Genomic DNA, 6616 nt, shown 5'->3' with positions numbered 1-6616 from the left:
AAAAAAAAAAAAAAAAAAAAAAAAAAAAAAAAAAAAAAAAAAAAAAAAAAAAAAAAAAAAAAATAAAAAAAAAAAAGAAGAAGAAGGAAAAAGAGATAGGAGTCCGTCTCGTGGGAACGGAGATGTGAATAAGAGAAAGAGATAAAAAAAGTTTTGCCCGGGTGGTGAAATTGGTAGACACAAGGGATTTAAAATCCCTCGCTAGCAATAGCGTGCCGGTTCAAGTCCGGCTCCGGGTACCATTACATAGTCCTATACTATCTTATAGAACAGCTAAAGCCCCTGATATCAGGGGCTTTGTTGTATCTGGCGTTCTATACTGTCCTATGAATCTATCCTAATCCATGCACTTTGAGTATACTGTCAAGTATACCGAGTTTTGAGTCTACTCATAGAGATCTAGGATATGGAAAGAAAAGCGATCAGTTCAGACAGAAGCATCAGCAGCCATAAGCCTGAAGATAAGAAGTACTTCGTTGCTGTCAAAAATCATCCCAAACTATTCTTAATGGTACGTCCTACTGAGACTAAGTCATGGATGTACCGCTACTACCCTCCTTCAAATTCTAAGCAAAGTATTATATCCATTGGTATATATCCAAGTATCTCGTATGCACGTGCGTGTGAGGTTTGGCGTGAATATGAAGACCTGTTAAGCAAAGGTATTGACCCAAAATTTCATCGTGAAGAAATAAAGAAAAGATTTATTAGTAGAACTAAAAACTCTTTTAATCACTTTGCTTGGGAGTACTTTGACAGTCTAGATAAGACTCAGAAGAGTAATACCCTCATTCGTAAGAAAGGTCGGTTAGAGCTAATATGCTCCTACATTGGCAATGAGCCAATCAGCGAGATTAGTTCTCCTAGAATGCTTGAGGTTTTTTTGGACATCCAAGCTAAGACTTTGAATAAAGATGGCAAGCCTACGGATAAGGCTGAACGCTGCGCTGGCATTGCCAGCGATGTATTTGTCTATGCTGGTGCTCGCGGGTTTTGTAGTAGTAATCCTGCGGCATTAATCAAAAGCCAATTGGCTAAATCGAGCTACGGTCATCGTCCTGCTATTACCAAGCCCAAAGAGCTTGCTAAGTTACTGCGGGATATTGAAACAATAGAAGGTGATCCAAACACCATTAATTCCCTTAGGCTATTAGCACTTCTGTTTGTTCGCAATGGTGACTTAAGACGTATGCGCTGGGCAGATCTAGACCTACAAGCTGGTAGATGGCAGTTAAAGCCTTTGAAGGGTCAAGGCAAGGTAAATATGGTCAAGGACATGGTGGTTCCCCTACCTCTTCAAGCGGTAGCTATATTGCATGAACAAAAAAAGATTAATGGGCATACCGAATATGTCTTTTTTAGCCAGACGGCAAAAAAGCATCAGATCATATCTGATGCGACGGCTAATAAGCGTTTAAAGGATTTAGGCTATAAAGATATACATTGTGCTCATGGCTTTAGAGCGACAGCGAAGACGATCCTACAAGAGCAGTTAAAGTATCCACTTGTGCTTGTAGAGATGGCATTGGGTCATACCACTAAAGATCCTAATGGTACTGCTTACGGTCGATTTGAGTACATTGATGATCGAGCGAATATGATGCAGAAGTGGGCAGACTACTTAGATGCTTTACAAGAAGGCAGAGATACAGCAGAGTTTAGAGCAGACGCTCAATCACAAGCTGACTCTACTGCCCAGCTACAAGCACTAATTTCTCAGCTAGGAGAGGATAAGGTACTTGAGTTTCTTAGCAGTAAGGTTTCAGACTAAAATTTGAAAAATTATTGAGTGATATACTATTTATTAAAAAAGCCAATTCTATCTTACAACCCTTTGAGCTAGCCAATCAAAAACTTAAAACCGTCTTATTTGAACAAGGTTTAAACGCCATTGACGGCTATGGTGAGAGCCATAACGGTAAATGACGAGAAGACATTTTTTTGCTTACCCAATAGACCAAGACAGTAGTCTAAGTTTGTGTTGTAGTTTTGAACAGAATATGGTGGTGTATATCACTACTGATGGTTGGTCGGTGTTGCTATTAAACTTCAGCCCTACTTATCTTATTCAAGACTAATTTTATTAAGTTAAAGTTTAGCTATAACTTTTAAGGCTTCATCAACAGTAAACGCGCCATCCATACGAGTTTTATCAAATACCATGAAGTAACGGTAGTTTGAGCCAGCAAGCCTCTCCCACTGCTCTCCAAGTATAATTTTATCCTCGGTATCCGTATTGTCTCTGTCATCACCTTTGGTTTCTAGCAGAATAATAGTTCCTCTGGTGGTGTAAAGGATAAAGTCAGGATAATGATTGATAAAACCATTTAAAGCAAAACCTGCGCCTTTCACAAGATTTTTATGCCAAAATATCACATTTGGCATACTAGCAATTTTTAAAATAATATCTTGTTCAAGATTATTCATTCCACTTTCTGTTTCGTATAAACGTTTTTCAATGGCATTACTAGTATTGTCTTTAATCGGTAAGGTAGCGCTAAAATACCAATTTGGCTTTACTGTAATTTGACGGGATTTGATATCTTCGCTAAATTTATTCTTGGCATAGACTTTACTTAACCTATCAATATTTTCACGAATTCTTTTCGTGTATTGTGGGGAGTTTTTGAGAATATCTCGACGTTGACTTTCGGTGAGTTCTTCAATAATTCTACCAACATAAGACTTGATTTGTGGGTCAGTAATTGGATACATGTCGCCAATCTTTTTCATGATTTGAGCAGTGATGTCACGAATCTGTGATTCATTACTACTGGCTAAAATCGCATCAATAAATCTTTGACTAAGTATTGAGTTGTCTATCTTGCCATATTTTGCAGTCGTATCACCGTCATTCTCTTCAATATCGACTTGGTAGATGTCCTGTGAAATTTGATCAAAATCGATATTAACACTTTCTTTTGAAAGATTAAATTCTGCTAGCAAGTCATTTCGGTTAAGTAGATTATCACTTTCATCTTCAAACAATCCACCAAAGTCAGTATCAGCTAAAAAGAATTGAGGCAACGATAATTTTTGCGCAATACCTTGATGCTCAGCTAAAATACTAGTTGTATTCATAGTAATACCAACGTCTTCATAAGCAGTCGATTCTTGATTTGACAAGTTTTCGGAGAGTGTATTGGCGTCATTCATAGAATCAGTGTATTGGTCAAAGGCTTGACTTTGCTCATTGACCATCTCGTTGATTCGCTGCAGATGTTCATTATTAGCCACTGATTGCGGAAGGTGATAAGTCGAGCTGTCTTCACTCACTGCAAAATTACCTGCTATTTGAATCGGATAATAATGAATTTTCTGATAATCAATACTAGCGGTATCAGTTGGTTGCTCATCAATATTTCCGGTAGGCGATTGTAGCGTATCAAACAAGCTAACTTGCCCTTGCGGTAATACTGGTGTTAGCTGACTTTCATTAATTTCAGTTGCATTTTTAGCTCGATAGTCGTTTTTATTAAAGCCGCTGGCTTGTAAAGCACTAACAATGTTTTGTAAAGTATTTTGAAACATGCTTGAAGATGTAAGTACATAAGACACGTTCAAACTACGCTGTGTATGCTGCGTAACATATGGCTGTCGTAACACGCGCCCCAGAATCTGCTCCACATCCACGTTAGATGATTTATTGGCTAAGGTTGCCAAAATATAAGCAAATGGACAATCCCACCCCTCCTTCAACGCATTTATAGTGATGATATAACGAACAGGGCAATCTCTACTCATGAGATCGATGTTTTTTAATTCGTTAATATTAGCGGTTTTTATTTTGATTTGCTCATCAGGAATACCAACTGTTATCAACTTTTTCTTAATATCTTCAAAAGTAGTGCTATCTTTAGCATTAATAGGCTGTGCTTGGAATAGAACGATTGGACGTATATAGCGTCCACCTTGTTTTTCTTCTTCTAACGCCTCTATCTCAAGGCTCTGCTGTAGGTGCAAGGCATTCTCGATAACCTCGTTGCTATTGTCGCAGTTATAAACAATAACAGGTAACTTGACCATATTTTCTTGTTTAAGACGGTAAGCTGGCACAAAACTAATAATATTACTGTTTTGTTTAGGGGTAGCGGTTAAGTCCAATATAAATGATGGATTTAAATTATTCAACATCTCCACACTAAGATCGCTTTCAGCGTTATGGCTTTCGTCTACAACTACGACTGGCTTTAGGTTACGAATGATATTAATTAAGGCAGTATCATCAATATCTGGCAGATTTTGGGTACCGTCAAAGGTATCTTTAAACGGCATTAAATAGCCATTTTCTTGATATACCTTACGGTCATCTTTATTTCTTGCTCGCAAACTGGCAAAACTCATCACAAAGATGGTTAAATTAGTTTGCACTGTGGCAGGGTTAAAATTCGCACCTTGTAGACCATCTTCTTTTAGGTAAACTTCTACCCTATGGTTAAACAATTGATTAAGTTTCTTTCGATAGGGGTGTTCATTGTCATTTAGGTTTTTATAAGTCTGCTCAAGCAAGTTTGACCAAGGCACAAGCCAGATAACAGCTTTTGCTTGATTGTTGTAATGTCTAAATATGCTATCAAGCGCATTCAATCCGATAAACGTTTTACCACCTGCGGTTGGTACTTTGATACAAACATGAGGAGAGTTGTTTAAAATATTTTTATAAGGTTGCATTCCTTTTTTATTAGTAGAGTCATATCGTCCGACCTTATCTTCCCAAAACTGGTTAAAGGCGTCATCGTATTTTCCGACCTCACTGACTTTATCCAAATATTGATCTAAGTCGTTAATGACTTCTTGTTGGTAGCTTTTAAGTTCCATAGTAATGCCTTTAGCTCAATTTTATTATTTCGTTCAAAAAGGTGCTGATACAGTTGTTTTAGAACTGGCTAATATCTCTGGGTATTTTCTTAAACACGATGTTGTACTTTTGCATAAGTTCTTTTGCTAGCAAGCAATTATCGGCATAAATAACATACTGGCTCTTCTTAATATCAATATTCTTTAGAAAATTACGATCTAGTGTAGTGACTTTATTCGGAATATAGTTGAGATAATAGGCTGTATTGTCATAAACGCCCAACAGTGGTAATAACTGAGTATTATTAGCATAGGCGGTGTTGGTTTCAGTGTACCAAATATAGGAGCAAACAGCGTCAATTGGCATTTCAATATTAAGATTGCGTTCATCGTCAAGTAACGATTGACCAAGGGTATAGAAGTTGAAATTACCACCAGTACCTTCTACAAAATTATCGCCCTCGCCATATCCCTGAATCACACGCTTAACCCGTTCTGTAGTGACAGTATTGGCGTAGTCCTCAAGTTCGACTAGGATGAATTTACGATTACCACCATCTTGCTTATTGAGATTTAAAGCAGCGTGAGCGGTTGTTCCGCTACCTGCGAAGCTGTCTAAAATAATAGCGTCAGGATTAGATTTTGTTGCAACTGTTAAAACTCTTTCAATCGTACCAACTGGCTTAGGGTTCGGGAAATCCTCCGTTTTGAAACCAAGATTTTTAAAGATTTCAGTACCTCTTTCGCTATTTACGTCTTTGAAATCCCAGACAGTCGTAGGTTTAACGTCATCTCTACCTTCTAAGTAATCTCTTTCAAATACAGACCATTGTTTTTTATTAGGCATATATCGAGCATAAAGTCTATCTAGTTTTTTTTGAGCGGTATCTTTGCCCCATCTCCAACAACCATCTGTTTCACTATTTTTGATAGGTAGAATTTCGATACAATCATTCAGATTTTCTTTATCAAGAACTAATTGTTGATTCTTTTCTGACCAAAAAAAAGGGTAAAACATATTTGGTCTTGCTTTTCTAGTATCATTGCTACCGGTTTTTCTCAAATCTATTTCTCGATACAATCCATTATCGTCTTTTTTGTTATAACGCTTAGTAATCTTTTCTTCAGCATCAAAACCATAAGTAATTACTTTATCAGACTTGCGGTAAATCAATATACTTTCATGGGCGGTAGCAATGTATTTATCGTCTGAACGTCCTTTAGGGTTATTTATAACTGCTAACTGACTTATAAAGTTGCCACGCCCAAAAATTTCATCACAAATCAATTTTAATGAACTATCTTCAAAGTAATTAATACTAATGAAAATCACACCAGTATGGCTTAATAACTGCTTTAACAGTTGTAAACGTGGATACATCATACACAGCCACTTGTCATGACGGCTTAAATCCTCACTTTCTTTACCCACCACTTGCCCAAGCCATCTTTTAATTTTTGGGTGATTTACATTATCGTTATATACCCATTGCTCATTACCAGTATTATAAGGTGGGTCAATATAGATACAATCCACCTTACCCTCATAAATAGGTAACAGACTTTTTAACGCCTCAAGGTTATCGCCATAGATGATTTTATTGCCGCTATCTACTGGGTTAAATTGTTCTCCATCATCATGGGTAAAGCCATAACCATGTTCCATCACACGATATGGCACGTCAAGGTGGTGGGTTTGAACTTTCTCTTTCCCAATCCAATTTAAAGTTGGCATAAAAACTCGCAAATTTATATCGTAGTTAGTAAATTAATTATAGGTAGCATACTTATCTTTTTCGATCTTATCTTTTTCGATGAG

The 6616-nt window shown here is 37.1% G+C and carries 3 protein-coding genes and 1 tRNA gene; 2 read left to right on the top strand and 2 right to left on the bottom strand.

The annotated features are described in order from the left end of the window. Positions 1-155: 155 nt before the first annotated feature. Both CXF62_RS06515 and CXF62_RS06510 read left to right on the top strand, forming a co-directional pair. Positions 156-242: transfer RNA gene (locus CXF62_RS06515), tRNA-Leu, on the top strand. Positions 243-406: 164 nt separating this feature from the next. Beyond that, positions 407-1771 (top strand): tyrosine-type recombinase/integrase, encoded by a 1365-nt coding sequence (locus CXF62_RS06510; RefSeq protein ID WP_102093430.1) that lies wholly within the window; start codon positions 407-409, stop codon positions 1769-1771. Between the two features lie 317 nt (positions 1772-2088). On the opposite strand, the gene CXF62_RS06505 is transcribed toward CXF62_RS06510, so the two are convergent. Together CXF62_RS06505 and CXF62_RS06500 are read right to left on the bottom strand one after the other, a co-directional pair. Further along, entirely contained in the window at positions 2089-4818 is a 2730-nt protein-coding gene (locus CXF62_RS06505; RefSeq protein ID WP_102093428.1) for a DEAD/DEAH box helicase, read from the bottom strand. Positions 4819-4876: 58 nt separating this feature from the next. Next, on the bottom strand, positions 4877-6532 hold the full coding sequence (locus CXF62_RS06500) for a site-specific DNA-methyltransferase (protein WP_102093427.1): 1656 nt from the start codon (positions 6530-6532) through the stop codon (positions 4877-4879). Positions 6533-6616: the final 84 nt, after the last annotated feature.

It is taken from the genome of Psychrobacter sp. MES7-P7E (assembly GCF_002863645.1).
In the GTDB taxonomy this organism is placed as follows: Bacteria; Pseudomonadota; Gammaproteobacteria; order Pseudomonadales; family Moraxellaceae; genus Psychrobacter.
Note: the sequence above shows the minus strand (reverse complement) of the source record. Positions and strands in the feature narration are given on the sequence as shown.